This window comes from Micromonospora sp. DSM 43699 (genome assembly GCF_055517075.1).
In genome coordinates this window covers 89,514-115,416 of the sequence record NZ_JBTMMT010000007.1, presented here as the reverse complement: position 1 = coordinate 115,416, position 25,903 = coordinate 89,514, and the positions used below count along the sequence as shown (strand labels likewise).

Sequence of the window (25,903 nt, the reverse complement as noted above, 5' to 3'; positions counted from 1 at the left end):
GGTGGCTCTGGACCGATCCACATCGATACGCTGCGTGGATGAGTCGGTGGAGCTTCGTCGGCCGTACGGATGAGCTCACCCGTCTACTGGCGGCGACGCACGGCGGTCAGGGACACGGGCTCTTCTTCAGCGGCAGCGCGGGCGTCGGCAAGAGCCGGTTGCTGCGCGAGGGGGTCGCCACCCTCCCCGCCGACCGCTACGCGCTGTCGTTCGTCGCGGCCAGCACGGCCACCGCGGCGCTGCCCTTCGGCGGGCTCGCCCCGGTGCTGCCGGCCGAGCAACCGCCGGGCCTCTCCCCTGCCGGGGTGCTGCGCTGGGGGGTCGACGTACTCCGGGAGCAGGCGGCCGGGCGGCGCATCGTGCTCGCCATCGACGACGCCCACCTGCTCGACCCGCCCTCGGCGGCACTGGTCCACCTGCTCGCCCGCGTCGAGAACACCACGGTGCTGGGGACGCTGCGCAGCGGTGAGCAGATCCCGCTGCCGATCCGGGCACTGTGGACCGACGACCTGGTCGAGCACACCGAACTGGCCCCGCTGGGCGCGGGCGAGACCACCGGCCTGCTCGCCGCCATCCTCGGCGGGCCGGTCGACGCCGGCTCCGCCGAGAGACTGTTCCGGCTCTCCGCCGGCAACCCCCTGCTGCTGCGGGAACTGGTCCTGGCCGCCGCCACCGGAGGCGAGCTGGTCCGCAGCTACGGGGGGTGGCGGTGGACCGGATGGCTGGAGCTGGCCCCCAGCCTCACCGACCTCGTCGACACGCGGATCGGGCAGCTGGAGACCGGCGTCCGGACGGTGGTCGAGCTGGTCGCCTTCGGTGAACCGCTCGGCCTGCACCTGCTCGAACGGGCCGCCGACCCGGCCGACGTGGAGGTGGCCGAGGAACGCGGCCTGATCACCGTCGGACCGGACGACAGGCGGGTCGACGCCCGACTCGCCCACCCGCTCTACGGCGAGGTGATCCGCCGACGTTGCCCGGTCAGCCGGACCCGCCGTCTCCAGGCCCAGCTGGCCGAACGGTTGGAACTGGTCGGCGCCCGCCGCCGGGGCGACCTGCTGCGGGTGGCGGTGTGGCGGCTGAACTCCGGCACCGCCCAGGACCCGGCGCTGCTGCTCGACGCGGCCGGCCAGGCGTTCACCCGGTACGACGTACCGCTGGCCACCCGGCTGGCCCGGGCGGCGCTCGACGCCGAGGGCGGTTTCCACGCCGCCGAACTGCTGGCCACCCTCCTGATGTTCGGCGACCGGCCGGAAGAGGCGATCGGCGTGCTCGACGCGGTGGCCGGTGACCTCGTCTCCGAGGAGCGGCGCAGCCGCTGGCTGACCGTCCGCGCGATAGTCGGCTACTGGGGTCTGCGTCAGCATTCCATGGTGGACACGATCGCGGCGGCCGGCCACACCCTGACCGACCCCGGGCACCGGGCCCGGCTGCGGGCCTTCGAGGCGATCATGCGGCTGCACGGCCTGGACGTCGACACCGCGGTACGGCTCGCCCGTTCGGTGCTGGACCACCAGGCGCCCGGCGTCGCGGCCCGGGAACTCGCCCGGTCCACCATCGCCCACGCCGACGCGGTGCGCGGCCGGTTCCGGGCCAGCGCCTCGGCGATCGACCGGGTGCAGGCGGAGGCGGCGGACTGGCGGGCCGACATGCCGTACCTGCAACTCGCCATGGAGCTGGCCCGGGGCACCAGGTTGGCGCTCTGCGGGGACCTGACCGGCATCGACGCCCTCGCGGCCGACGAGTTCGCCGACCAGGCGGGCGCCGGGGACTTCCGGCTCGGCACCGGCTACCTGTCCATCCTCCAGGCGTACGCGGCGCGGCTGCGCGGTCGCGCCGACGACGCGCTCAAGGCCAGCGTCGGCGCCTGCGCGGTGCTCGCCACCGGCCGGGTCTTCGCGGGGTTGGCGCACGCCGAGCGGGCCCAGGCGGCGGCGCTGCGCGGCGACGTGGCGACCGCGACCGAGGCGATGGCCGAGGCGGACCGGGCCCAGACCCCCGGGATGGCAATCCTCCAGCCGTGGCTGGAGCAGGCCCGGGGTGCGGTGCTGGCCGCCGCTGGCGATCTGGTCGGGGCGACCAGGCAGCTCGGCGAGCTGGCCGACCGGCTGCGCGCCGACGGCTTCGCCGGTCACGAGGTGCTCGTCCTGCACGACCTGGTCCGGCTCGGCCAGGCCACCGCCCCGGTCGGACCGACCCGCGCCGACGGCAGCCGGCGTACGGTGGCGCAGCGACTGGCGGAGCTCTGCGGGACCGTCGACGGAGCGCTGACGCCGCTGCTCGCCCGGCAGGCACGAGCCGCCGCGGAGGGCGACGGGACAACCCTGCTGGAGGTGGCCGACGAGCTCGCCAAGCTCGACCTGACGGTCTGGGCGGTCGACGCCACGGCGACGGCGCTGCGTGGGTGGCGTCGGGACCGGTCGACGTCGGCCGCCGCCGCGCACGAACGGCTCGCCGCCCTGCTCACCCACTGCGACCGGATTCGTACCCCCGCGTTTGACGCGCTGCGTCCCACGCTGAGCGCCCGGGAGCTGGAGGTCGCCGGCCTCGCCGCCGCCGGGATGACCAGCCGGGTCATCGCGGGCCGGTTGTTCCTGTCGACCCGGACGGTGGAGAACCATCTCCAGCGGGTCTACGGCAAGCTCGGCATCACCAGCCGCGCCAAGCTCGGCGCGGCGCTGCGGTGGATCCCGGGCCACGACGGCAACCCGGCCGGGTGAACTCTAGGCTGGGCTGGTGAACCGTCTTCGCCCCGCGCTGCTGACCGACCACTACGAGCTGACCATGGTCGGTGCCGCCCTGCGGGACGGCACCGCCGACCGCCGTTGCACCTTCGAGGTGTTCAGCCGGCGGCTGCCCACCGGACGCCGGTACGGGGTGGTCGCGGGGACCGGCCGGCTGATCGACGTGATCAAGGATTTCCGGTTCACCCCGGAGGAGGTCGAGTTCCTGCTCCGGACCGGGGTGGTGGACGAGCCGGCCGCCCGGTGGCTGGCCGACTACCGCTTCACCGGCGACATCGACGGGTACGCCGAGGGCGAGCTGTTCTTCCCCGGCTCGCCGATCCTCACCGTCTCCGGGGGGTTCGCCGAGTGCGTGGTGCTGGAGACGCTGGTGCTGTCGGTGCTCAACCACGACTGCGCGGTGGCTGCGGCAGCCGCCCGGATGGTCACCGCGGCCCGGGGCCGGGCGCTGATCGAAATGGGTTCCCGGCGGGCCCACGAGGAGGCGGCGGTGGCCGCCGCGCGGGCGGCCTACCTGGCCGGATTCCGGTTCACCTCCAACCTGGCGGCCGGCCAGCGCTACGGCATCCCCACTGCCGGCACCGCCGCCCACGCGTTCACCCTGCTGCACGACGACGAGCGGACGGCGTTCGCCTCGCAGGTCGCCACGTTGGGCCGGGACACCACGCTGCTGGTCGACACGTACGACATCAGCCAGGGCATCCGGACCGCCATCGAGGTGGCCGGGCCGCAACTGCGGGCGGTCCGGATCGACTCCGGCGACCTCGCGGTCATCGCCCAGCAGTCCCGGGAGCTGCTCGACTCGCTCGGCGCCACCGAGACCAAGATCATCGTGTCGGGTGACCTCGACGAGTACGCCATCGCCGCGCTCGCCGCCGAACCGGTCGACATGTACGGCGCGGGCACGGCCGTGGTCACCGGCTCCGGTGCGCCCACCGCCAGCCTGGTCTACAAGCTGGTCGAGGTGGAGGGGCGGCCGGTGGTCAAGCGGTCCGAGAACAAGGGCACCATCGGCGGCCGGAAGGTCGCGGTGCGCCGGCACAAGCCCACCGGCACCGCGACCGAGGAGGTCGTCGTCTCGCAGGGTGTACCGGACCGGCAAGCCAACGACCGGCTGCTCCAGCACTCGTTCGTGATCGACGGTGAGCCCGTCGACCTGCCGGGCATCGAGAAGTCCCGCGAACACCTGCGGCAGTGTCTGATCTCCATTCCGTGGGAGGGGTTGAAGCTCTCCGCCGGTGACCCCGCGATCCCGGTCACCGTCGTACCGGCAGGTTGAGTCGTACCGGCAGGTTGAGTCGTCCGGGCATGCTGGGTCCTACTGGCAAGCGGGGTCGAGCCGGCTGATTCGTGCCGGCGAGTGGAGGGAGGGCACACCGATGGCCAACGCGCTGATCATCGTGGACGTGCAGAACGACTTCTGTGAGGGCGGCTCGCTCGCCGTCACCGGAGGCGCCGGGGTCGCCGTCGGCATCTCCGGGCTGCTGGCGGCGCAGCCGCAGCGGTGGGATCACGTGGTCGCCACCAAGGACTACCACGTCGACCCGGGGGCGCACTTCGGAGATCCGCCGGACTACGTCGAGTCCTGGCCCCGGCACTGCGTGGTCGGCACCTCGGGCAGCGAGTTCCACCCCGACCTGGCGACCGACCGGGTCGAGGCGATCTTCCACAAGGGCGAGCACGCCGCCGCGTACTCCGGGTTCGAGGGGCACGCCGCCGACGGTGAGCGCCTGGCCGACTGGCTGCGCCGGCACCACGTGGACCGGGTCGACGTGGTCGGCATCGCCACCGACCACTGCATCCGGGCGACCGCCCTGGACGCCGCCCGGGAGGGCTTCGCCACCACCGTGCTGCTCGACCTGACGGCGGCGGTCGCGCCGGCGACTCTGGACGTGGCGCTGCGGGCGATGGACGGTGCCGGGGTGACCCTGCACGGTGAGCCGGTGATCAGCGTCGCATGAGCCGGTAATCGCTTGCCGATGTCGTACCTCCGGTCGAGGATGACCGCCGGAGGTACGGAGCATCATGACGTTGACGCCTTACCGGGAGGCCCTCTCCCAGCCTGGTCTGCGGGCCCTGCTACTGGTGGCGGTGCTGGCCCGCATCCCGCTCACCGCGACCGGGGTGACCCTCACCTTCTTCGTGGTGCTGGAGCTGGGCCGTGGTTACGGTGCCGCAGGCCTGGTCGGGGCCGCGTCGGTCGCCGGCACGGCCCTCGGCTCGCCTCTGCTCGGCCGGCTGGTCGACCGGCGCGGCCTGCGCCCGGTGCTCGCCGTGACCACAGCCGTCGAGGCGGTCTTCTGGGCGAGTGCTCCGACGTTGCGCTTGTCGCTGCTCCTGCCCGCCGCGTTCGTGGCCGGGCTGTTCGCACTGCCGGTCTTCTCGGTGGTCAGGCAGTCGATCGCCGCGCTGGTCCCGGCGCAGCGCCGACGCCCCGCGTACGCGCTGGACTCGATGTCGATGGAGCTGTCCTTCATGATCGGCCCGGCACTGGCCGTGGCGCTCGCCACCGCCGTCTCGCCCCGGGTCACGCTCTGGGCGGTCGGCGCGGGCATCGTCGGATCCGGCATCGTCCTCTGGCTGCTCGACCCGCCGATCCGCAGCGCCGAGGAGCCGGTAGGTCCGCAGCCCCGGGTGCCCCGGCGGCAGTGGCTGACCACCCGCCTGCTCGCCGTGTTCGCGGTGAGCGCCGCCGCCACCCTGGTGCTCGGCGGCACCGACGTGGCGGTGGTGGCCGTGCTGCGGGCCGGTGGCGAGGTCGGCTGGACCGGTGCGGTGCTCACCGCCTGGGCGGTCGCGTCGCTGGTCGGCGGCTTCGCGTACGGGGCTGTGCGCCGATCGTTCTCCCCGTTGACCCTGGCCGTGCTGCTCAGCCTCTGCACCATCCCGGTCGGGCTGGGCGGCGGTCACTGGTGGCTGCTCTGCCTGACCCTGCTGCCCGCCGGCGCGCTCTGCGCCCCCACCATCGCCGCCACCGCCGACGCGGTCAGCCGGCTCGCTCCCGCCGGGGTGCGTGGTGAGGCGATGGGCCTGCACGGCTCCGCCGCCACGGTCGGCATCGCCCTCGGTGCTCCCCTGGCCGGCGCGGTGATCGACGCCTCGGTGCCGCTGTGGGGCTTCGCGGTCACCGGGGCCGTGGGCCTGCTGGTGACCCTGCTGGTCCTACCGGTGGAGCTACGTCACCGCCGGCCGCCCACCACCCCCGAGCACACCGCCGAACTGGCCCCCGCCACCATCTGACGGCGGCACAGCGGCACAGCGGCGAACCTACTTCTCTCGTAGGAGCGGTATGCCACAGCGTCATATTTATGACGCTGTGGCATACCGCTCCTACGAGGATGTGTCGCTCCGGCGACCAACACCGGCAGTAACCGTCGCTGCGACTGCGACTGCGACTGCGACTGAGGCCGGGGCCGGAGGCCGGGGCCGGAGGCCGGGGCCGGAGGCCGGGGCCGGAGGCCGGGGCCGGAGGCCGGGGCCGGAGGCCGGGGCCGGAGGCCGGGGCCGGAGGCTTTGACGAACGACAACGGTGGATGGACGGCGCAGCCCGGCCCGGAATGCCGACGGGCGTCGCACCCGGAGTGGGGGTGCGACGCCCGTCGGCATTGTGCGTGCGCAGCGTCAGCGCTGGTCGAGGTTCCCGGACTTGTCCTCCTGGTAGCTGGCGCCACCATTGACCTCGCTGGTCAGCGGCTTGGCACCACCCTCCGGCGGGCCGGCGAGGCTGCCGGCGGCCAACTCGGGGAACTTCGCGTCGAACGCCGGGCGCTCCGAACGGATCCGGGGCATCCGGTCGAAGTTGCGCAGCGGCGGCGGGGAGCTCGTCGCCCACTCCAGCGAGTTGCCGTGGCCCCACGGGTCGTCCACCTCGACGACCGGCCCGGTCTTGTACGACTTCCAGCAGTTCCAGATGAACGGCAGGGTCGAGATACCGGTGATGAACGCGCCGACCGTGGAGATCATGTTCAGCGTGGTGAAGCCGTCGCTGGGCAGGTAGTCGGCGTACCGCCGGGGCATGCCCTCGGCCCCGAGCCAGTGCTGCACCAGGAAAGTGGTGTGGAAGCCGATCATCGTCAGCCAGAAGTGGATCTTGCCCAGCCGCTCGTCGAGCATCCGGCCGAACATCTTCGGGAACCAGAAGTAGATGCCACCGAAGACGGCGAACACGATCGTGCCGAAGAGCACGTAGTGGAAGTGCGCCACCACGAAGTAGTTGTCGTGCAGGTGGAAGTCGAGCGGCGGGCTGGCCAGCAGCACCCCGGTCAGACCGCCGAAGAGGAAGGTCACCAGGAAGCCGATCGCGAAGAGCATCGGCGTCTCGAAGGTGATCTGACCCCGCCACATGGTGCCGATCCAGTTGAAGAACTTCATCCCGGTCGGTACGGCGATCAGGTAGCTCAGGAAGCTGAAGAACGGCAGCAGCACCTGGCCGGTGGCGAACATGTGGTGCGCCCAGACACTCATCGACAGTGCGGCGATGGCGATGGTGGCGGCGACGAGCCCCTTGTAACCGAAGATCGGCTTGCGGGAGAAGACCGGGATGATCTCGGTGATGATGCCGAAGAACGGCAGCGCGATGATGTAGACCTCGGGGTGACCGAAGAACCAGAAGAGGTGCTGCCACAGCATCGGGCCGCCGGTGGCCGGGTCGTACACGTGGGCGCCGAGCAGCCGGTCCGCGGCGAGCGCGAAGAGCGCGGCGGCCAGCAGCGGGAAGACCAGGATCGCCAGCAGGCTGGTGACCAGCATGTTCCACGTGAAGATCGGCATCCGGAACATGGTCATGCCGGGCGCGCGCAGGGTCAGGATGGTGGTGATCAGGTTGACCGCACCGAGGATGGTGCCCAGACCGGAGATGGCCAGGCCGACCACCCACATGTTCGCGCCGACGCCCGGCGAGTGCTCGATGGTGCTCAGCGGGGTGTAGGCGGTCCAGCCGAAGTCGGCGGCCCCACCCGGGCTGATGAAGCCGGCGGTCGCCATGGTGCCGCCGAACAGGTACAGCCAGTAGGCGAAGGCGTTCAGCCGGGGGAACGAGACGTCGGGAGCGCCGATCTGCAACGGCACGACGTAGTTGGCGAACGCGAACACGATCGGCGTCGCGAAGAACAGCAGCATGATCGTGCCGTGCATCGTGAACAGCTGGTTGTACTGCTCCGGCGACAGGAACTGCATGCCCGGTCGCGCCAGCTCGGCTCGCATGATCAGGGCCATCAGGCCACCGATCATGAAGAACACGAACGCGGTGACCATGTACATGATCCCGATCTGCTTCGCGTCCGTGGTGCGCAGCAGCCGCGCGATGGCCGACCCCTTGACCGGCTCTCGGACCGGCCATGGCCGGGTCACGACCGGCTTGGGTGCGACGGTGGTCACGAATGGCCTCCGGTTCTCGGTTGTCCCGCTCGGCACGCGCTGTCAGCTGCGGGCCGTCATCCGAAAGGATGTTAGTCCCCGGTAGGTGGCAGCACCGCTCGGGGTGCTCTGGCACCATGTTCGGCCGCCCGGCACCCCTACAGCGGGTCCACCAGGAGCCGGTAGTGCTCGCCGAAGATCCGCCCGCCCCGCCCGCGTAGCAACGGGTCGCGCAGCGCCGGCGGCACGTCGCGGGTGCGGTTGCGGTCCCGGGTCCGGTCCCGCACCCATCGGGTACGCGGGCGACGGCGACTCTCGTACGCCACCAGGGCCGCCTCGACGCTGCCGGCGGCCCGGAGCGACTCGGCGAGCACCACCGCGTCCTCCAGCGCCATCGCGATCCCCTGGGCCAGGGTCGGCGCGGTGGCGTGCGCGGCGTCGCCGACCAGCAGCACCCGCCCCCGGTGCCAACGGCCCAGCTCGACCTCGTCGGTGAGCCCGACCTGGACGTCGCGCCAGGCGGCCAGCACCGCCGGGACCGGCCCGCCGTAACCGCCGAAGAGTTCGTGCAGCCGGGCGACCGGGTCGGCCGGGGCGACCGTACCGGCCTCGTCGGCGTAACAGTAGAGCCGACCGGCACCCAGCGGCACCACCAGGAAGCCGGCGCGGCGGCCGAGCAGGGCCGTCCAGTCGGCGACGTGCGGACCGTCGCGCACCACACCCCGGTAGAGCACCTGACCGGCGGGACGGGGCGGACCGCCGAGCGCGGCCAGGGCGCGGACCGCCGAGCGGGGGCCGTCGGCACCGATCACCAGGTCGTACTCGCCGCCGGTGCCGTCGGTGAAGGTGACCGCGACCCCGGCCGGCAACAGCTCGACGCTGCTCACCTCGGCACCGTGTCGGACCGCGCCTCCCGCACCGCTGAGCAGCACCTGGTAGAGGTCGCGGCGGGGCAGTGCCCGGCACTCGCCGACCCCGGCCCAGAGCGCGTCGAGGTCCACCTCGCAGAGCGGGTCACCGGCGGCGTCGAGGAAGCGCTGACGGTGGATCACCTGTCCGAGTGGGCGGACCGGCCCGTCGAGGTCCAGTGCACGCAGCGCCCTTGCGGCGTTGCCGGGGAGATACAGACCGGTGTCGGTCAGCTCGTTGGGTGGGAGTTTCTCGGTGACGTCCGGCCGGAAACCTGCCAGCCGCAGGGCCCGGGCGACAGCCAGACCGGCGATGCCCGCGCCGACGACGAGGATGCGCAGGGGAGAGCCACCCATGGTGGTGTACGCCTCCGGAGGGGATCGGCACGCGGTGAAGGCAAGACACTACTCCGCGCGATGAGAGCACACCAGAGCCGATGATCCCGACACCCGCCGCACTCCAGACTGGACAGAAAGTTGTTCAGCGCGCTGAACACCGTTCGCTCGAAGCACACCCATCGGCCGGATGCCGCTCGTCTCACTACAGTGACGGCGTGACGACGGATGAGTCATACCGGTCGGTCAAGTCGGCAGGGCGGGCGCTGGACGTGCTGGAGGCGCTGGCCGACCCGGACGGTCCCCGGTCACCGGTGGAGCTGAGCCGCGCGCTGGGCATCCCGAAGAGCAGCCTGCACGCCATCCTGCGGACCCTGCTGGACCGCGACTGGGTGGCCGTCGACCCGACCGGGACCCGGTTCTCGGTGGGCCTGCGGGCGCTGGAGGTCGGTGCGACGTTCCTCGCCGGCGCGGACGCCGCCGCCCTCTACGAGGTGACCCTGGACCGACTCGCCGAGTACTCCGGCGAGACGGTCCAGCTCTACCGTCTCGACCGCGGTTCGGTGGTACTGCTGGCCCGGCGGGACTCGGCGCACATCGTCCGGCCGGTCTGCGCGGTGGGGCGTCGGCTGCCCGCGCACGCCACCGCGGCCGGCAAGGCGCTGCTCGCCGCCCGGACCGACGAGGAGGTCGACCGGCTGCTCCAGTGGCCGCTGCCGGCGGTCACCGGGCGGACGGTCACCACGCCGGAGACGCTCCGCGCCGAGCTGGCCGCCGTGCGGCGGCGGGGCTGGGCCGAGGAGTGGGAGGAGTGCAGCCCGGGGCTGGCGGCGGTGGCGGTGGCCGTACCGCTGCGGGAGCCGGCGGTGGACGCGATCGCGGTGGCCGCTCCGGTGGCCCGGCTGGGGCCGGAGGCGCGGACCCGGCTGGCGGCGGTGCTGCGCGAGGCGGCGACCCAGGCCCGCACGGCCCGCGCCCTGCTCTCACTCAACCCATAGAACAAGGTTCGCGTACGTGGACGCAATCGGGTGCCAGCTTAACCGGTTCAGTTGCACACTAGTTTCATGTGTGTAAATGTGATGAGGACCATGGGAGCGCTCCCGGTCACATCCGATACAGGTCCGGCGCCCCCGCGCCGCAGCCAAGGAGCATCATGAAGCGTCCATTGCGGGCACTCGTCGCCGCCGGCCTCCTGGCCGCCGGTTCGATCTTCGCCGTCGCGTTCGGCGGCACCGCCTCCGCCGACACCCTGATCTGTGAGCAGTACGGCTCGACAGTCATCGGCGGCAAGTACGTGGTCCAGAACAACCGCTGGGGCACCACCGCCCAGCAGTGCATCAACGTCACCGGCAGCGGCTTCAACATCACCACCCAGAACGGCTCCGCGCCGACGAACGGTGCGCCGGTCTCGTACCCGTCGATCTTCGTCGGCTGCCACTACACCAACTGCTCGCCGGGGACCAACCTGCCGGCCCAGGTGAAGTCGATAAGCAGCGCCCCCGGCAGCATCTCCTTCAACTACGTCGGTGGCGCGATCTACGACGCCGCCTACGACATCTGGCTCGACCCGTCGCCCAAGCGGGACGGGGTCAACGCGATGGAGATCATGATCTGGTTCAACCGGCAGGGTTCGATCCAGCCGATCGGCTCGCCGGTGGGCAACGTCAACATCGCGGGCCGCAGCTGGGAGGTGTGGCGCGGCAACAACGGCGGCAACAACGTCATCTCGTACGTCGCGCCGTCGGCGATCCAGAGCATGAGCTTCAACGTGCTGGACTTCATCGCGGACACCCGCAACCGGGGCGCGATCACCAACGACTGGTACCTGACCAGCATCCAGGCCGGCTTCGAGCCCTGGCAGGGCGGCGCCGGGCTGGCCGTCACCAACTTCTCCCAGACCGTCAACACCGGCGGCAGCAACCCGCCGCCCACCACCGCCCCGCCCACCAACCCCCCGGGCAACGGCGGCTGCGCGGTGAAGTACACGTCGAACTCGTGGAACAACGGCTTCACCGCCGACGTGACGGTCACCAACCGGGGCTCCGGCACCGTCAACGGCTGGACCCTGACCTACAACCTGCCCGCCGGGCAGCAGGTCACCAGCTCCTGGAACGCCAACGTCACGCAGAGCGGGTCCGCGGTGACCGCGCGCAACGCCAGTCACAACGGCACCCTCTCCCCCGGTGGCACCGCGACCTTCGGCTACCAGGGCTCGCTGAACGGCACGTACTCGGCGCCGACCAGCTTCTCGCTCAACGGCGTCGCCTGCTCGCGCGCCTGAGCTCACCACCCACCACCCCGCCGGGGGCGTGACCCGTCGGGTCACGCCCCCCGCACCGTCTCCGGCCTGGCCCGGACCACGCGGGGTCAGGCCCCCAGGGCGTCGATGTCCCGCATCTCCTCGGCGGTCAGGGAGAAGTCCCAGATGTCGGCGTTGGCGCGGATGCGTTCCGGGGTGACCGACTTCGGAATCACCACGGTCTCGTGGTCGACGTGCCAGCGCAGCACCACCTGGGCCGGGGAGACGTCGTGCGCGGCGGCGATCCGGGTCAGCACCGGATCGGCCAGGTCACTGGTCTTGAACGGGCTGTAGCCCTCCAACACGATCCCCCGGTCCCGGTGCTCGGCGTGCCGCTGCCTGTCGTACAGCGACGGGCTCCAGCGGATCTGGTTGACCGCCGGGTTCTCCTCGGTCGCCTGGATCAGCTCGTCGAGCTGCGCGGTGGCGTAGTTGCTCACCCCCACCGCCCGGGTCAGGTTCTCGTCCCGGGCGGCCAGCAGCTCGCGCCACATCGGGATGCTGTCCGACGGCGACGACGGCGGCCAGTGGATCAGCCACAGGTCGACGTGGTCGGTGTCCAACGCCCGCAGACTCGCCTCGATCGTCTCGCGTTCCCGACCGACCCGGTCCGGCGGCAGTTTCGTGGTGATGAAGAGGTCCTCCCGGCGCAGTCCGCTCTCCCGGACCGCCCGACCCACCTCCGCCTCGTTGCCGTACATGGTGGCGGTGTCGATGTGCCGGTAACCGGCGTCCAGGGCGGCCAGCACGGCGTCGTACCCGGCCTGGCCGGTCGCCTGCCAGGTGCCGAAGCCGAGCAGCGGCATGCGTACGTCGCCGGGGAGCAGGGCGGTGGGTTGGTCGAGGTCCATGCCGACCGTTCTACCCCTGATCGGAGCGGACATGCCGGGTGAGCGGCGAACCCCGGCGAGCGGCGAACCCGGGCGGGTTCGTGCCGGCGAGCGGCGAACCCGGACGGATTGCCGGAGAATGCCGGTGTGCCGAGCACCGACCGGGCCGACGGCGAGGAGCATCGTGTACCTGACCCACCTGGAGTGTCCCCGCTGCGGCCGGGAGCACGACGCCGGCCGGCTCACCAACCTCTGTGACTGCGGCTCGCCGCTGCTGGCCCGCTACGACCTGCCGGCGGTGGCCGCCGCGGTGACCCCGGAGCGGTTCGGGTTACGCCCGGCCGACCTGTGGCGCTACCGGGAGGTGCTGCCGGTCGCCGACGAGCGGCACGTCACCACGTTGGGTGAGGGGTGGACGCCGCTGTGGCGTGCCCCGGCCTACGGCCACGAGATCGGCATCGACGACCTGATCGTCAAGGACGAGGGGTTGACCCCGACCGGGTCGTTCAAGGCGCGGGGTGCGGCCGTCGGCGTGAGCCGGGCCCGGGAGCTGGGCGTACGGCGGATCGCCATGCCCACCAACGGCAATGCCGGGGCCGCCTGGGCGACGTACGCGGCGCGGGCCGGAATGACCTCGACCATCGTGATGCCGCTGGACGCCCCGGCCATCTGCCGCCGCGAGTGCGTGGCCGCCGGAGCGGATCTGCGCCTGGTGGACGGGTTGATCGGCGACGCCGGGCGCTGGGTGGCCGAGCTGGTGGCCGGCGCGGACGGCGCGATCTTCGACGCCGGCACGCTGCGCGAGCCGTACCGGCTGGAGGGCAAGAAGACGATGGGATACGAGATCGTCGAGCAGCTCGGTTGGCAGGTGCCCGACGTGATCGTCTACCCGACCGGTGGCGGGGTGGGCCTGATCGGCATCCACAAGGCCCTGCACGAGCTGCGGGAGCTGGGCTGGGTGGGCGACAAACTGCCCCGGCTGGTGGCGGTGCAGTCGACCGGCTGTGCACCGATCGTCCGGGCGTTCGCCGCCGGCGAGGAACGGGCCCGGCCCTGGGTCGACGCGCACACGGTGGCGTTCGGGATCACCGTGCCGGCCCCGCTCGGCGACGAGCTGGTCCTGACCGCGCTGCGGGAGAGCAGTGGGACGGCACTCGCCGTCGACGACTCGGAGATCCTGGCCGACCTGCGGGAGTTCGCCGTCCGGGAGGGCCTGTTGCTCTGCCCGGAGGGAGCCGCCTGCCTGACCGCCGCCCGGCAGTTGCGGGCCGGCGGCTGGATCCGGGCCGGTGAGCGGGTGGTGGTGCTGAACACCGGTTCGGGGTTGAAGTACCCGGAGACGGTGGACGTCGCCGACGTACCCGTGCGGTGACTGTCGACGCCCCGCTGACCCGGTGGAACGCGCGGGATGGGTCCGTCGGTCGCCGCAGGGACCCCTGCCCACGCGCGGGGTGCGGGACAGGGGTCGCCGTCCGTACGGCGGCACGGGTCAGGACGTCGGCGGTTCGTCCCGGCCGGCTGCCTCCGCCGCGTCGGCCTCCTCCTTGGTCCGGTGCACCGCCTGGTCGGCGTGCTCCGGCGGGCCGTAGACGGTGTAGAGGACCAACGGGTTGGGGCCGGTGTTGACGAAGTTGTGCTTCGTCCCGGCCGGCACCACCACCAGGTCTCCCTGGGCTACCTCCCGGGTCTCCCCACCGACCCGGGCCTCGCCGGTGCCGCTGACGAAGGTCAGGATCTGGTCGATCCCGTCGTGCACCTCCTCGCCGATCTCACCGCCCGGCGGAATGGTCATGATCACCAATTGGGTCTGCTCGCCGGTCCAGAGCACCCGGCGGAAGTCCGGGCTCTTCTCGGCGACCGTCGCGATCGTGAAATGCTCCATGGCCCGTTCATACCCGCAACGGCAGCAGATCACGCCGGGACGTGCGGATGGTGGAATTCCCCACCCCGGTGAGGTTTGCGGGCCGCCGGAACGGGCAACAAGCGCTCCAAGGCCGGCGCGGCTACCGCCCCGGTCGAACCAGGTCCCCGCTGGCGTACCGCCGGATGGCTGCGATGGTGGGAGACGGTCGGAGCGCGGCGACGGACGACCAGCGGGTCGTACGGCGCCGTGCGCCCGTCTCCGCCCCCCGGTGGTGGCCGACGGCCCGGCCCCCGCCCAGGGCTAGCCTGCTGGGGTGGCCCGACTGCTGCTCGTCGAGGACGACCTGACCATCCGCACCCCGCTGGTCCGGGCGTTGCGCGACCGGGGGCACGCGGTGGCCGCCGCGTCGACCGCGATGGAGGGGCTGCGGCACACCCTCGACGACCGGCCCGACCTCGTCGTGCTCGACCTCGGGCTGCCCGACCTGGACGGCGGCGAGCTGTTGCGGATGTTGCGCGCGGTCAGCACCGTACCGGTGATCGTGGCGACCGCCCGGGACGACGAACGGGAGATCGTCCGGCTGCTCGACGCCGGTGCGGACGACTACGTGGTCAAACCGTTCACCGCCGTCCAGCTCGACGCCCGGGTCCGGGCGGTGCTGCGCCGGGGCGGTCCCGACCGGCCCGACGGCGAACCCGTGCTGGTGCTCGGCGGGCTGCGCGTCGACCCGCGCGCCCGACAGGTCACCCTGGACGACGTGCCGGTGGAGCTCACCCCACGCGAGTTCGACCTGCTGCACCACCTCGCCGCCCGGCCCGGCACTGTGGTGACCAAACGGGAGCTGCTCACCGAGGTCTGGCGGATTCCCTACGGCGGGGCGGACAAGACAGTCGACGTGCACCTGTCCTGGCTGCGCCGCAAGCTCGGGGAAAGCGCCCAACAGCCGCGCTACCTGCACACCGTCCGCGGGGTCGGGGTCCGGCTCACCCCGCCCGGCGACGACCACCCCGGGCCGGGCGACGAGCATCACGAGCCGGGCGACGACCACGGCGGGCACGGCGGCGACCGGGACGACGACTGAGCCGTGACCGGCCCGGCACCAGCGGTGTCGGGCCGGTCACCCGCTCACCGGCGGTTCAGCGGACGGTGCAGGTCAGCACCGTCGGGGGCTGGTTGTCGCCGGTGACGACCAACCCCCAACTGGTGGTCGCACCGGGGCTCAGGCTCCCGTTGTAGCTGGCGTTGGTCGCGGTGACCTGCCGGCCGGTCTGGCTGACCGTGGCGCTCCAGGACGAAGCGACCTGCTGGGCGCCGGCGAAGGTGAGCGCGGTGGTCCAGCCGGCGATGGCGGTGGCGCCGACGTTGCGGACGGTCACCTCGGCCTGGAAGCCACCCGACCAGGAGCCGGTCACCCGGTAGCCGGCCGAGCAGCCGGTCACCGGTGCCGGCGTGCCAGTAGGGGTGCCGGTCGGCGTGGCCGTCGGCGTCGCGGTGGGAGTGGCAGTCGGCGTGCCGGTCGGGGTCGCGGTGGGGGTGGCAGTCGGGGTGCCGGTCGGGGTCGGGGTGGGGCCGTCAGAGGTGGTGTAGTCGACCCGGGTGTACGCCGCCGAGCACGTCCCGCCGCAGGAGGCGGGCAGCGCGAACCGGTAGACCCGTCCGTCGTTGATCAGCGTGCCGGCCGCGTCGCGTACCCGGATCTGGAAGTCGGTGCCCCCGGCGGCGGTCGCCCCGATCAGGTAGGACTGCCCCATGTCGCTGTTCATGGTGGCGGCCGTCCACACCCCACCGGCCAGGTACTCCACCCCGTGGATGCCGTTGGCCAGGTGCGACACGGCAATCGCCGGCCAGTACCGCTGCGCGCCCTTCATGAAGCCGATCCGAATGTCGCCGGAGTAGTTCGGCGCGGGCACGAACGACCAGGAGACGTGCCTGTTGTTCCAGTGGTCGGGGTTCAGGTCCCCCACCGGCGTCCCGTTCCTGACGAACCGGTTGAGCGAGGCGGTGGAGAGGTCCAGGTGGTACGGATCGTCGCGGCACCAGGCGTTGCCGTCACCGCAACTGTCCGCCACCACCATGGTCAGGGTCGCGCCGTTGTAGGCGTCGGCGGCCCACGAGCCGTTGCGGCAGAACGGCTGGCCGGGCGCGCCGTCGTTGACGCCGGTGCACCGGTCGCCGATGGTGACCCGGACGAACCGACCGCAGTTGAGGCCGTTGTTCCACAGCCCGATCTTCGCCGCCTGGCTGGCCGGGATCGGCCGCATCGGGTAGGACGAGTAGTCGCCGGGCAGGTCGTAGGCGTTGAGCGCGACGAAGTCCGGCGCGTCCAACTCCGCCTGGGGCAGGCCGCAGCCGCCGTACGGGGCGCCGAGGGCGTCGAAGTGGGTGGCGTTGCCGGTGACCGGGGTGGTCGGCTCGGGTACCGCGCGGGCCCGGGCGGGCAGCGGAGCGGCAAGCAGTAGCACGGCGGCGGCGGTCAACGCCGCGAGCAGGCCGGCACGGTGACGTGACGATGTCATCAGGGGGTACGCCTTCCGGGCAGCATGGAGCGGGGACGGTGGTCTTCGGATGCCCTTCCACGCCCGGCGTACGCCCACCCATGGCATCACCGGCACCGACCACTGTCAATGCCCGATGTGGACCCACCACCGCTTTCCAGCGCAAGGATTGCGGTCAACCCCTGTGACGGTGGCGGTCGGCTCGGTAGATTGAGGTATGGTGCCCGCCCCCGGGGGTCGGGTGGCGGAACCGGTCTACCGCCCCGTCCTCACCAGTAGACGCGGTGAGCTGGAGGCGCTGGTTCATCTGGACAGCGCCACGGCTCCCCTGGTCGCCCCGGTCCTCCACGTGTCCCCGACCGACACCGGCCTGCTCGGCCTACCCGGCCTGCTCGGCCGGCTGCCCGCCGGATTGGTGCCGGCCGTCGACGTCTGCGCGCTTCCCGACGGCCCGGACGGCGAGCTGGCCCGGTGGGGCGTACCGGTGCTGCCGGTGATCGGGTTGAGTTGCGGCGACCGGCGGTTGGCGGAGCACGGTGCGGCTTGTCGCGCGTACGACCGGGGGGCGGTGGTCCGACTACGGGTCGGCCGGGACCGGGCCGGTCCGGACGCCACCACGACGGCGGTGGAGCGGGTGTGGCGGCGGGCCGGGCTGGTCCCGGAGCAGTGCGATCTGCTGGTCGACGCCGGTGACGTGTGCTGTGCCGCCGACCTGCGGGTGGCCGAGCCCCGGGTGCGCCGGCTGGTGGACTGGGCCTGCCGGCACGCCTGGCGCACGGTGACCGTGGCTTCCGGCGGGATGCCGCCGTCGCTGTCCCGGCTGCGGATCGACGAGCCGATCCGGGTGGACCGGTGGGACTGGCTGTTCTGGCGTCGGCTGGCCGACCTGGGGGTGGGCTACGGCGACTACGGGGTGGTCCCCGCCCCACCGGGCGACGCCGAGCCGGGCGACCGGCTGCCCACGGTGCGGTACACCGCCGAGGACGGGTGGTGGATCTACCGCTGGTCGCGGCGGGGCGGCCGGGGCGACGAACGGTTCGCCGACCTGTGCCGCACGCTGGTCACCGCACCACACTGGCCGCCCGCCGGGGCGGACTTCTCCTGGGGTGACCACGAGTTGTTGCGACGGGCCCGCCGGGTGACCGGCGCGGGCTCACCGGCGAACTGGACGGCGTGGAGCACGTCGCACCACCTGGCGCACGTGCTGGCGGCGTTGACCGGACCGGTCGACAGGCGTCGTCCGGGCCCGTCACCGGGCGGCGAGGACGGGTTCACCCGCCCGCACCGGGGCGGCGAGCACCGGTGGTCCCGCTGAAGGGGTCACTCCTGCTCGGTGAAGCCGAACTGCACCACGCCCTCGTCGTCGACGGAGGCGTCCACCGAGGTGTCGTTGAGCAGTTCGGCGGCCTCCGGGTCGAGGAAGATGCGGGCCCCCTCGGTGTCGACGACCTGGTCGCCCTGCGCCGGCACGGGCACCAGCTCGATGGTGAGCGCGCCGGCCTCGGTGTCGGCGGCGATCCGCAGCCCACCGTCCTGGGCGACGTCCTGCTGGGCTGCGAGGTCACGGATCACGAGCACGGCGTTGTCGGTCATGGTGAGCATGATGGGACTCCTCGGGATTCTCGGGATCGGAACGTCGCGCGACGACAGCTGCGCGCTCCCTGCGGCGAACCGGTGCTCGCCGGGCGATACGGGGCGGCTTCGCGCGGCCCCTCCCCACCCACCGTGCCCGCTGCCCGGGGGTTCGTCAAATAGAGCGGGGTCTGTCGACCCGCGCACCGGACATTCCCGTTTCCGCTTCCCGGCGCCTCGATCCTTCCTACGCTGAGCGCATGGACGCTGCCAGGAGGTACGCCGCCGAACTGCTCGGCACCCTCATGCTGGTCTTCATCGGGGTAGGCAGCGCGGTCTTCGCCCAGGTGCAGGGCGGAGTGGTGGTCGTGGCGCTGGCCTTCGGGTTCGTCCTGCTGGCACTGGTGTACACGCTCGGCCCCCTCTCCGGCAGCCACCTCAATCCGGCGGTGACGCTCGGGGTGCTGCTCTCCGGCAAGATCTCCCTGATCGGCGCGGTGGCGTACTGGATCGCGCAGTTCGTGGGGGCGACGGTGGCCGGCTTCGCCCTCTGGGGGCTGGTCCGCTGGGGCGGCGTGGCGGACCAGACCGGGGTGCTGGGCACCAACGGCTACGGGGTGCACGTCAACCGGGGCGGCGCGGCGGTACTGGAGGTCATCCTGACGTTCCTGTTCGTGCTGGTGGTGCTGGTGGTGACGAGTCGGGTCGAGCACGCCGGTTTCGCCGGCCTGGCGATCGGGTCGGCGCTGGCGGCGGTGCTCCTGGTGGGGCTCACCCTGGACGGCACCTCGGTCAACCCGGCCCGGTCGTTCGGCCCGGCCGTGTTCGAGGGCGGCACGGCGCTGCGGCAACTGTGGGTGTTCATCGTCTTCCCACTGCTCGGCGGGGCACTGGCCGCGCTGGTCGCCCCCCTGCTGCTGAAGCAGAGCCCACGTTTCCGGGGCGAACCCGAGGCGCCCGAACCGGCCGCGCCGACCCCCACCTGACCGCGACCGGCCCGACCGCGCGGGACCACCCCGGCATGAGAAGAAAACCTACGGTGTCGAGGCTTGCCTGACGGAAATCTTCGTGACAGCGTCACCGCATGCATCGTCGTCTCTTTTCCCGGACGCTCGCGCTGGTGGCGCTGGTCGCCACCGTGGCTGCCGCCGGTGCGCTCCCGGCCACCGCCGAGTCGCCCACCCCGGCGGCCACCCGGCTGCGCGCCACCATCGACGCCGTCCTCGCCGACGCCCGGCTCACCGGGGCGCAGGCCGGGGTGGTCGTGATGGACACCAGCACCGGTCAGACCCTCTACGACCGCAACGGCGACCACCGGCTGGTGCCGGCCTCCAACACCAAGCTGCTGACCTCGACGGCGGCCCTGGCGCTGCTCGGCCCCGGGCACCGGTTCGGCACCGACGTGCTCACCGACGGCCGACGCCGGGCCGGGCTCGTCTCCGGCAACCTCTACCTGCGCGGCGGCGGCGACCCGACGATGCTGGCCGCCGACTACGACGCACTGGCCGCGCAGGTCGCCGCCGACGGGGTACGCATGGTGACCGGTCAGCTGGTCGCCGACGACACCCGTTACGACGACACCCGGCTCGGCACGCAGTGGGCCTGGGACGACGAGTCGTACTACTACGAAGCGCAGGTCTCCGCGTTGACCGTGGCACCGGACACCGACTACGACGCGGGCACCGTGATCGTGCGGGCCGCCCCGGCGGGCACGGTCGGGGCGAAGCCGGTGGTCACCATGACCCCGCCCAACGGGTACCTGCGGATCGACAACCGGGCCGAGACGGTCGCCGACGGCGAGACGACGCTGTCGTTCGAGCGGACGCACGGCGGCAACACCATCGTGGTCACCGGCCGGATCGCGGTCGGCGGGGCACCGGCCAGCGACTGGATGACCGTCTGGGAGCCCACCGGCTACGCCGCCGCCGTCTTCCGCGACGCGCTGCGCCGGCACGGGGTACGGGTGCTCGGCCGGACCGTGCCCGGCCGGGCCACCCCGGCGGACGCCACGCCGGTGGCCCGGCACGACTCGATGCCCCTGGCCGAGCTGATGGTGCCCTTCCTCAAGTTGTCCAACAACGGGCACGCCGAGGTGCTGACCAAGGAGATCGGGCGGGTCGTCTCCGGCTCCGGCAGCTGGCCGGCGGGGCTCACCGCGATCAGCGAGTACGTCGCCGACACCGGAGTGGACACCGGCGTCCTACGCCAACTCGACGGCTCCGGGCTGTCCCGACGCAACCTGATCCCGCCCGGCGAGTTCGTCGCCCTGCTCGCCGCCGTCCGCCGGGAACCCTGGTTCGACACCTGGTACGCGGCCCTGCCGATCGCCGGCAACGCCGACCGGATGGTCGGTGGCACCCTACGCAGCCGGATGCGCGGCACGGCGGCGGCGGACAACGTGCACGCCAAGACCGGCAGCCTGACCGGGGTGTCCGGTCTCTCCGGCTACGTCACCGACGCCGACGGCCGGGTGCTGGCCTTCTCGGTGGTGTTCAACAACCACCTCACCTCGTCGGTCAAGGAGCTGGAGGACCAGATCGCCATCGCGTTGGCCAGCTACCGCGCGGGGGACGGCGGATCGGCGCGGGCGACGCCGCCGGTGGCCCCGGAGGCACCACGGATACCCGAGGGTCGGGAGTGTTCCTGGGTCAAGCCGATCGTCTGCTGACCCCGCCCGGCCCCGGACGAACCGGTCCGGACGCCGTCCGGACCGGCCCCAGCCCGGACGGCCACCCGGACCGGCCCGGTGCCGGGCGCGGCGGGTCAGCGCCGGTGCAGCACCACCACCGGGATCTCCCGGTCGGTCCGGTCCTGGTACTCGTCGTACGCCGGCCAGATGGCGATCATCGTCGGCCACATCCGGGCCCGCTCCGCCGGCTCGGCGGTGCGCGCCCGGACGGTGAACGTCTCCGCGCCGACCTGCACCTCCGCCTCGGGATCCTCAAGCAGGTTGAGGTACCACGCGGGGTGTTGGGGCGCACCGCCCTGGGAGGCGACGACCAGGTAGTCGTCGCCGTCCCGGCCGTAGATGAGGGCGGTGCGGCGCAGTTTGCCACTGCGTCGTCCCCGGGTGGTCAGCAGCAGCGTGAAGACGCCCGGTTGCCACTCGTGCCCCTCGACGCCGCCGGTCGCGACGTACCGCCGGATGTGGTCGGCAACCCAACCCTCGGGGCTGTCCAGCACCTGCTCGTCGGTCGACATCTGGGCCTCCGGATAGCTCGTGGGCATCGACCCGGCCACGCTATCCCGGCATCGGCCCGTACGGCGGCAAACGACTCAACGTACCGCTGCCGCCTGGAGGTTCACGTTTCCGCAGCTGCTGTTGAAGGTCCCCTCGACGGTCCAGCGGATCAGCAGCTTCGCGCCCTGCGGGGCGCTGAACCGGATGACGAACTGGGTGGTGTGGGTGGTGTGCGGATCCTCCAGCCGCAGGGTGCGGGTCGGACCGCCGGTGGAGAGCCGCACGTCCAACCGGCCCCGGGCCATCCACAGCCCGGCGAAGAGCTGCACCGTGCGCGGTTCGCCGCTGCCCGTCACCGCCAGCGCGAAGCCGTTGCCGACCCCGCAGACGAACACGCCGGTGCCGGTGGCACCGACGGCCGGCACCGGCGTGCCGTCGCGCCAGCCGAACAGCTCGGGGTTGGTGTCGTACCGGTCACGTGCGCCCCGGCCGCCCTCGTCCCGGATCTCCCCGGTGCCGCCGCTCCTGCGGATCAGAGTCTCCGGCCGGTTGAGCCCCCAGTGCACCCAGTCCCGCGCGCCCAGCCCGGTCAGGTCCACCTCGGCGGGCACCTCGGCCCGGGAGACGCTGAGCGTCGGCGCGGCCGGTGGCGACGAGGCCGCCGGGGTGACGGTGGGTGACGGTGGAACGGTCGGCGGCGGGGTCCGCTCCCGGGGCTGCAACCCGGGCGTGGCGATCCCGGTCTCGGCCGGTTCGCCCAACCCCACCACGCCGGTCGGATAGCCGGCCGGGGTGGGTGCACCGGCCGGCAGCACCACATCGGGCTCCGGCGGGCCCGGATCCGGCCCCAGGTACGTCACCAGCACGGCGAGGCAGGCCAGGGCGGCCACCGCCTCGATCGCCCAGCGGCGACGTTGCCGACGTCGGGCCTCCCGCCGCTGCGCGCTGCGCGTCGTCGGGCCCGGCCCGATCCGCCAGGTCTCTTGGTCGTTCACGTATGTCCCACTCCCCAGCCCGACGCCCGCGACCGGTCGGGGAGGGGGTGCGGTCGCGGCGTGAGCGTTCTCACGTTTTCATTCCAGGGCCGGGATGCGCCATATGCCAGCGGGTGGGCGTTTCCAGTTTGTTACCAACTGGGGCCGGTGGAAAGTTTCCTGCCTATTGTCGAACTCCAGCTCAGCGCCATGATCTCAGAAAGATCGACCAGTCAGCGAATCTCGAAACCCAGCGCCTGTGCCAGCACCATCGCCTGCTCCGGGTCGATCACCGCGCCGGCCCGCTCGACCGCTGTCGGGTCCAGCGCGGTGAGGTCGCTGCCCCGCAGATCGGCCCCGGTGAGACGCACCGCGTGCAACTGGGCGGCCGAGAGGTCCACCCGGGTCAGGGTGGCGCCGGTGAGGTTCGCCCCGGTCAGGTCGGCCTCGCGCATCCGTACGTCGCCGAACTGCGCGCCGCGCAGGTCGGCCCCGGGTAGCGCGACGAACGACCAGTCACCGCCCGACACCCGCAGCGGACGCAGCTCGCACTCGTCGAAGGTGCTGCCCACCAGCTTGCAGCCGGTGAACTCGGCCTCGAACAGGTTGCACCGGCGGAACCCGCAGCGGACGAAGGCCGAGTCGATGTGCCGGGAGGCGTTGAACGACACCCCACCGAAGGAGCACTCGGTGAACGAGGCGCCCCGGCTGACCGCCTCGGTCAGGTCGACGTCGACGAAGACGCAACGGACGAAGTGCCTGTCGACCAGCTCCTCGGCGTACCAGTCGGCGTGGCGGAACGTCTCGTCCTCGGTGGTCTCCGGCATCGCCCCACCCTATGTGCGGGCACCGACACCGTCGGCGGACCTTCCGCCTGGCGCGTACCGGCTAGTAGTTTCGGCGGGGTGAACGTGGCACGCAGCACCGACCCGGACCGTATCGGCTTCGACCCGGCCCGGCTGGCCCGGATCGACGAACACTTCGGCCGGTACGTCGACGACGGGCGGCTGGCCGGCTGGCAGATCGTGGTCACCCGGCGCGGCGAGGTCGCGCACTCCTCGGTCCACGGGCTGCGCGACGTGGAGGCGGGCACCCCGGTCGAGCCGGACACCATCTGGCGGATCTACTCGATGACCAAACCGATCACCTCGGTCGCGGCGATGATGCTGTGGGAGGAGGGCCGGTTCGAGCTGACCGACCCGATCAGCCGCTGGCTGCCGGAGTTCGCCGACGTCCGGGTCTTCGACAAGGGGTCGGCGCTCAAGCCGTACACCGTGCCGGCGGTCGAGCCGATCCGGGTCTGGCACCTGCTCACCCACACCGCCGGGCTGACCTACGGGTTCGCGCAGACCTCGGTGGTCGACGCGCTCTACCGGGCCGCCGGCTACGACCTCGGCGTCCCGCCGGGGCTGGACCTGGCCGGAGCCAGCGCCGGGATGGCGAAGCTGCCGCTGCTGTTCCAACCGGGCACCGGCTGGAACTACGGCGTCTCCACCGACGTGCTCGGCCGGCTCGTCGAGGTGGTCTCCGGGCAGAGCCTGGCCGACTTCCTCACCGACCGCATCCTCACCCCGCTGGGCATGACCGACACCGGATTCTGGGTCGACCAGGCGGACGCCAAGCGGCTCGCCGCCCTCTACACCCCGCACCCCGGCACCGGCCGGGTGGTCCGCGCCGACCGGCTCGGCGCCGCCGCGCTGGCCCGGCCGGAGTGCTTCTCCGGCGGGGGCGGCCTGGTCTCCACGGCCGCCGACTACCACCGGTTCACCCAGCTGCTGCTGCGCGGCGGCGAGCTGGACGGGGTACGCCTGCTCGGGCCCCGGACGGTGCGCTACATGACCCGCAACCACCTGCCCGGCGGCGGCGACCTGGCGGCGTTGGAGCCGCAGGGGTTCGCCGAGACGGTGCTGGACGGCATCGGGTTCGGGCTGGGCTTCGCAGTGGTGCAGGATCCGGTGCCGGCCAAGGTGCCGAGCAGCGTCGGCGAGTACTACTGGGGCGGGTTGGCCAGCACCGCGTTCTGGGTCGACCCGGTCGAGGAGATCACCGCGCTGCTGTTCACCCAGCTGATGCCGTCGAGCACCTACCCGCTGCGCTCCCAGCTGCGCCAACTCGTCTACGCGGCCCTGGTCGGCTGAGCCGGGCCGACGTAACGACTGCCCGCGTCCGGCCCGGCCAGGGGTCAGTCGGCGAGCCGGGCCGGGAAACCGCCGGTGGCGATCGGACCCCAGCCCTCGACGGTGATCCGGATCAACGACTTGCCCTGCGCCGTCATGGCCGCCCGGTACTCGTCCCAGTCCGGGTGCTCCCCGGAGATGCTGCGGAAGTACTCCACAAGCGGTTCCAGCGCCTCGGGCAGGTCGAGCACCTCGGCCACCCCGTCGACCTGCACCCAGGGGCCGTCCCAGTCGTCGGAGAGCACACAGGCGGAGACCCGTGGATCACGGCGGATGTTGGCGGCCTTGGCCCGTTCCGGGTAGGTGGAGATCACCAACCGACCGGCGGCGTCGACCCCGCAGGCGACCGGGGAGGACTGCGGACGGCCGTCCGCCCGGGTGGTCATCAGCAGGACCCGGTGCCGGGGGCGGACGAACTCGATCAGGGCGTCCCGGTCGACCCGGGTGGTGGTTGCGACGCTGCGTGCCATCCCCCGGTTCTACCAGGCCCGTCGGCCGGCGACGCGGCCGGCGTCAGCCGGACCGGCCGCCGACCCGGCCCGGCGCGGGCTGGGCGGGGACCCGGGGCCGGGCGGTGGGCCGCCAGGCGCGGCCGTTGGCATAGATCACCCGGAAACCGAGATACGCCGCGAGCGGCGCCCAGTGCGCCGAGCCCATCCGCAGCTCGGCGGCGTTGTGCCGCTGGCCGTTGGCGAGCACGTCGAGCAGCACGGTCTCGAAGGCGGCCGACTCGACCCAGTCGACCTCGCGGGTGAACCCGCAGATCAGGGCCGCCCCGGTGACGTCGAGGAAGTCACGAAGCGTGGCGTCGGAGGCGCGCAGCACCGAGCAGCTGCCGAAGTAGAGCCGCCGGCCCTCGCCCCGGCCGGCCATCCGCTCGGCGACGTCGGCCAGCTCGACGGAGTCCCAGTCGGTGAGGCAGAGCCGGCTGGGCTCACCGTGCATGGCGAAGAAACCGACCCGGTGGTCGGCGTACTGCTTGAGCAGCCACCGGTCGAGGAAGTAGAACAGCTCGTCGCGGGTGGCGGCGTCCTTGTGGATGTAGCGGATGCGACCGAGCCGTTCGAGCAGTTCGAGGGTGGGCAGCACGGACCCGCGCTCGTTGAGGTCACGGTGCCACTGCCCCTCGACGCAGAAGACCCCACCACGCGCCACGTGCACCTCCCCGACC

Annotated in this window: 23 protein-coding genes; 12 read left to right on the top strand and 11 right to left on the bottom strand. The window is 72.5% G+C overall.

The window, feature by feature from the left end; genetic code table 11:
• Positions 1-38: 38 nt before the first annotated feature.
• From AC0AIB_RS05970 to AC0AIB_RS05955, 4 genes are all read left to right on the top strand, one after another.
• A complete protein-coding gene (locus AC0AIB_RS05970) occupies positions 39-2,717 on the top strand; it encodes a LuxR C-terminal-related transcriptional regulator (protein ID WP_465096195.1) in 2,679 nt (892 codons plus the stop codon).
• A gap of 16 nt (positions 2,718-2,733) precedes the next feature.
• Positions 2,734-4,020, top strand: coding sequence for a nicotinate phosphoribosyltransferase (locus AC0AIB_RS05965; RefSeq protein ID WP_465096194.1), 1,287 nt, complete (start codon positions 2,734-2,736; stop codon positions 4,018-4,020).
• 100 nt (positions 4,021-4,120) lie between these two features.
• Positions 4,121-4,702, top strand: a complete 582-nt coding sequence (locus AC0AIB_RS05960) for an isochorismatase family protein (protein WP_328339649.1) — start codon at positions 4,121-4,123, stop codon at positions 4,700-4,702.
• Between the two features lie 64 nt (positions 4,703-4,766).
• Positions 4,767-5,981: an MFS transporter gene (locus AC0AIB_RS05955; protein ID WP_328339651.1), complete on the top strand. Its 1,215-nt coding sequence runs from the start codon at positions 4,767-4,769 to the stop codon at positions 5,979-5,981.
• Positions 5,982-6,362: 381 nt separating this feature from the next.
• Here AC0AIB_RS05955 and ctaD read toward each other — a convergent pair whose 3' ends face one another.
• Together ctaD and AC0AIB_RS05945 are read right to left on the bottom strand one after the other, a co-directional pair.
• The gene (gene ctaD, locus AC0AIB_RS05950) at positions 6,363-8,117 is read right to left on the bottom strand and encodes an aa3-type cytochrome oxidase subunit I (protein WP_328339653.1); all 1,755 of its coding nucleotides are present in this window, start codon (positions 8,115-8,117) and stop codon (positions 6,363-6,365) included.
• Between the two features lie 137 nt (positions 8,118-8,254).
• Positions 8,255-9,361, bottom strand: a complete 1,107-nt coding sequence (locus AC0AIB_RS05945) for an FAD-dependent monooxygenase (protein ID WP_328339655.1) — start codon at positions 9,359-9,361, stop codon at positions 8,255-8,257.
• A gap of 197 nt (positions 9,362-9,558) precedes the next feature.
• Between AC0AIB_RS05945 and AC0AIB_RS05940 the strand changes: the two genes are divergently transcribed.
• On the top strand, positions 9,559-10,338 hold the full coding sequence (locus tag AC0AIB_RS05940) for an IclR family transcriptional regulator (RefSeq protein WP_328339657.1): 780 nt from the start codon (positions 9,559-9,561) through the stop codon (positions 10,336-10,338).
• A gap of 155 nt (positions 10,339-10,493) precedes the next feature.
• Positions 10,494-11,621: a glycoside hydrolase family 12 protein gene (locus AC0AIB_RS05935; protein WP_328339659.1), complete on the top strand. Its 1,128-nt coding sequence runs from the start codon at positions 10,494-10,496 to the stop codon at positions 11,619-11,621.
• Positions 11,622-11,707: 86 nt separating this feature from the next.
• Here AC0AIB_RS05935 and AC0AIB_RS05930 read toward each other — a convergent pair whose 3' ends face one another.
• Positions 11,708-12,490, bottom strand: coding sequence for an aldo/keto reductase (locus AC0AIB_RS05930; protein ID WP_328339661.1), 783 nt, complete (start codon positions 12,488-12,490; stop codon positions 11,708-11,710).
• A gap of 163 nt (positions 12,491-12,653) precedes the next feature.
• On the opposite strand from AC0AIB_RS05930, the gene AC0AIB_RS05925 reads away from it, so the two are divergent.
• Complete coding sequence (locus AC0AIB_RS05925; protein WP_328339662.1) at positions 12,654-13,841, top strand: threonine synthase; 1,188 nt, start codon at positions 12,654-12,656, stop codon at positions 13,839-13,841.
• Between the two features lie 117 nt (positions 13,842-13,958).
• On the opposite strand, the gene AC0AIB_RS05920 is transcribed toward AC0AIB_RS05925, so the two are convergent.
• Positions 13,959-14,351, bottom strand: a complete 393-nt coding sequence (locus tag AC0AIB_RS05920) for a cupin domain-containing protein (protein WP_328339663.1) — start codon at positions 14,349-14,351, stop codon at positions 13,959-13,961.
• 295 nt (positions 14,352-14,646) lie between these two features.
• On the opposite strand from AC0AIB_RS05920, the gene AC0AIB_RS05915 reads away from it, so the two are divergent.
• Positions 14,647-15,414, top strand: coding sequence for a response regulator transcription factor (locus tag AC0AIB_RS05915; protein ID WP_465096193.1), 768 nt, complete (start codon positions 14,647-14,649; stop codon positions 15,412-15,414).
• A 55-nt stretch (positions 15,415-15,469) separates the two neighbouring features.
• Here AC0AIB_RS05915 and AC0AIB_RS05910 read toward each other — a convergent pair whose 3' ends face one another.
• Positions 15,470-16,849, bottom strand: a complete 1,380-nt coding sequence (locus AC0AIB_RS05910; protein ID WP_465096192.1) for a cellulose binding domain-containing protein — start codon at positions 16,847-16,849, stop codon at positions 15,470-15,472.
• Between the two features lie 196 nt (positions 16,850-17,045).
• On the opposite strand from AC0AIB_RS05910, the gene AC0AIB_RS05905 reads away from it, so the two are divergent.
• Positions 17,046-18,143 (top strand): beta family protein, encoded by a 1,098-nt coding sequence (locus AC0AIB_RS05905; protein ID WP_328339666.1) that lies wholly within the window; start codon positions 17,046-17,048, stop codon positions 18,141-18,143.
• A 5-nt stretch (positions 18,144-18,148) separates the two neighbouring features.
• On the opposite strand, the gene AC0AIB_RS05900 is transcribed toward AC0AIB_RS05905, so the two are convergent.
• Positions 18,149-18,430, bottom strand: coding sequence for a HesB/IscA family protein (locus AC0AIB_RS05900; RefSeq protein ID WP_328339668.1), 282 nt, complete (start codon positions 18,428-18,430; stop codon positions 18,149-18,151).
• A 230-nt stretch (positions 18,431-18,660) separates the two neighbouring features.
• Between AC0AIB_RS05900 and AC0AIB_RS05895 the strand changes: the two genes are divergently transcribed.
• Positions 18,661-19,386 carry an MIP/aquaporin family protein gene (locus AC0AIB_RS05895; protein ID WP_328339670.1) on the top strand — a complete coding sequence of 242 codons (726 nt, stop codon included), beginning with the start codon at positions 18,661-18,663 and terminating at the stop codon, positions 19,384-19,386.
• A gap of 98 nt (positions 19,387-19,484) precedes the next feature.
• Positions 19,485-21,068, top strand: coding sequence for a D-alanyl-D-alanine carboxypeptidase/D-alanyl-D-alanine endopeptidase (gene dacB, locus AC0AIB_RS05890; RefSeq protein WP_465096191.1), 1,584 nt, complete (start codon positions 19,485-19,487; stop codon positions 21,066-21,068).
• Between the two features lie 95 nt (positions 21,069-21,163).
• On the opposite strand, the gene AC0AIB_RS05885 is transcribed toward dacB, so the two are convergent.
• The 3 genes from AC0AIB_RS05885 to AC0AIB_RS05875 all read right to left on the bottom strand — a co-directional run bounded on the left by AC0AIB_RS05885 (position 21,164) and on the right by AC0AIB_RS05875 (position 23,382).
• Positions 21,164-21,601: a nitroreductase family deazaflavin-dependent oxidoreductase gene (locus tag AC0AIB_RS05885; RefSeq protein WP_328348910.1), complete on the bottom strand. Its 438-nt coding sequence runs from the start codon at positions 21,599-21,601 to the stop codon at positions 21,164-21,166.
• A 75-nt stretch (positions 21,602-21,676) separates the two neighbouring features.
• Positions 21,677-22,576, bottom strand: coding sequence for a hypothetical protein (locus AC0AIB_RS05880; RefSeq protein ID WP_328339674.1), 900 nt, complete (start codon positions 22,574-22,576; stop codon positions 21,677-21,679).
• A gap of 212 nt (positions 22,577-22,788) precedes the next feature.
• The gene (locus AC0AIB_RS05875; protein WP_465096190.1) at positions 22,789-23,382 is read right to left on the bottom strand and encodes a pentapeptide repeat-containing protein; all 594 of its coding nucleotides are present in this window, start codon (positions 23,380-23,382) and stop codon (positions 22,789-22,791) included.
• A gap of 78 nt (positions 23,383-23,460) precedes the next feature.
• On the opposite strand from AC0AIB_RS05875, the gene AC0AIB_RS05870 reads away from it, so the two are divergent.
• Positions 23,461-24,693 carry a serine hydrolase domain-containing protein gene (locus tag AC0AIB_RS05870; RefSeq protein ID WP_328339678.1) on the top strand — a complete coding sequence of 411 codons (1,233 nt, stop codon included), beginning with the start codon at positions 23,461-23,463 and terminating at the stop codon, positions 24,691-24,693.
• 44 nt (positions 24,694-24,737) lie between these two features.
• On the opposite strand, the gene AC0AIB_RS05865 is transcribed toward AC0AIB_RS05870, so the two are convergent.
• On the bottom strand, positions 24,738-25,202 hold the full coding sequence (locus tag AC0AIB_RS05865) for a PPOX class F420-dependent oxidoreductase (RefSeq protein WP_328339680.1): 465 nt from the start codon (positions 25,200-25,202) through the stop codon (positions 24,738-24,740).
• A 43-nt stretch (positions 25,203-25,245) separates the two neighbouring features.
• Entirely contained in the window at positions 25,246-25,887 is a 642-nt protein-coding gene (locus tag AC0AIB_RS05860) for a DUF6642 family protein (protein ID WP_328339682.1), read from the bottom strand.
• Between the last annotated feature and the right edge of the window lie 16 nt (positions 25,888-25,903).

Coding starts and splice junctions, on each gene's coding strand:
- AC0AIB_RS05970 (WP_465096195.1), top strand. CDS start 39: ATGAGTCGGTGGAGCTTCGTCGGCCGTACGGATGAGCTCACCCGTCTA.
- AC0AIB_RS05960 (WP_328339649.1), top strand. CDS start 4,121: ATGGCCAACGCGCTGATCATCGTGGACGTGCAGAACGACTTCTGTGAG.
- AC0AIB_RS05955 (WP_328339651.1), top strand. CDS start 4,767: ATGACGTTGACGCCTTACCGGGAGGCCCTCTCCCAGCCTGGTCTGCGG.
- AC0AIB_RS05945 (WP_328339655.1), bottom strand. CDS start 9,361: ATGGGTGGCTCTCCCCTGCGCATCCTCGTCGTCGGCGCGGGCATCGCC.
- AC0AIB_RS05935 (WP_328339659.1), top strand. CDS start 10,494: ATGAAGCGTCCATTGCGGGCACTCGTCGCCGCCGGCCTCCTGGCCGCC.
- AC0AIB_RS05930 (WP_328339661.1), bottom strand. CDS start 12,490: ATGGACCTCGACCAACCCACCGCCCTGCTCCCCGGCGACGTACGCATG.
- AC0AIB_RS05920 (WP_328339663.1), bottom strand. CDS start 14,351: ATGGAGCATTTCACGATCGCGACGGTCGCCGAGAAGAGCCCGGACTTC.
- AC0AIB_RS05910 (WP_465096192.1), bottom strand. CDS start 16,849: ATGACATCGTCACGTCACCGTGCCGGCCTGCTCGCGGCGTTGACCGCC.
- AC0AIB_RS05905 (WP_328339666.1), top strand. CDS start 17,046: ATGGTGCCCGCCCCCGGGGGTCGGGTGGCGGAACCGGTCTACCGCCCC.
- AC0AIB_RS05900 (WP_328339668.1), bottom strand. CDS start 18,430: ATGCTCACCATGACCGACAACGCCGTGCTCGTGATCCGTGACCTCGCA.
- AC0AIB_RS05895 (WP_328339670.1), top strand. CDS start 18,661: ATGGACGCTGCCAGGAGGTACGCCGCCGAACTGCTCGGCACCCTCATG.
- dacB (WP_465096191.1), top strand. CDS start 19,485: ATGCATCGTCGTCTCTTTTCCCGGACGCTCGCGCTGGTGGCGCTGGTC.
- AC0AIB_RS05885 (WP_328348910.1), bottom strand. CDS start 21,601: ATGTCGACCGACGAGCAGGTGCTGGACAGCCCCGAGGGTTGGGTTGCC.
- AC0AIB_RS05875 (WP_465096190.1), bottom strand. CDS start 23,382: ATGCCGGAGACCACCGAGGACGAGACGTTCCGCCACGCCGACTGGTAC.
- AC0AIB_RS05865 (WP_328339680.1), bottom strand. CDS start 25,202: ATGGCACGCAGCGTCGCAACCACCACCCGGGTCGACCGGGACGCCCTG.